This window comes from Corynebacterium sp. HMSC072A02 (genome assembly GCF_001810085.1).
Taxonomy (GTDB): domain Bacteria; phylum Actinomycetota; class Actinomycetes; order Mycobacteriales; family Mycobacteriaceae; genus Corynebacterium; species Corynebacterium hesseae.
The window spans coordinates 1-324 of record NZ_KV799856.1; the positions used below are offsets into that span (position 1 = coordinate 1).

At 51.2% G+C, this 324-nt stretch carries 1 pseudogene; it reads left to right on the forward strand.

The window, feature by feature from the left end:
- Positions 1-298: pseudogene (locus HMPREF2698_RS13535) on the forward strand (hypothetical protein); the annotation flags it as partial.
- Between the last annotated feature and the right edge of the window lie 26 nt (positions 299-324).

Sequence of the window (324 nt, forward strand, 5' to 3'; positions counted from 1 at the left end):
AGCTGAGGTAGGAACTAAACCCAGGACGCTTCAACCCTCTATCTCCGGGCCACATCTAACTACTGCGCGTATGGGAAGAGGCAAGTGCTGCACTAACAAGGCCTCGGTAACCATTCCAAATAGTCAAGGTATGCGCTACCGGCAAACTGGCCCTGCTTTCAAGACACCGGAATGGAAGAAGATTTATGGCACCTGGCGCAATGTGATTGAAACTCGCAACGACTATGTAAAGAACAACCGCGGTGGTGCAGCAATTGGTGATCACACCAGGAGGCCTGTACGTGGATTTGCGGCTTAAGGGACATTTCGTGTGGATGAACCGAT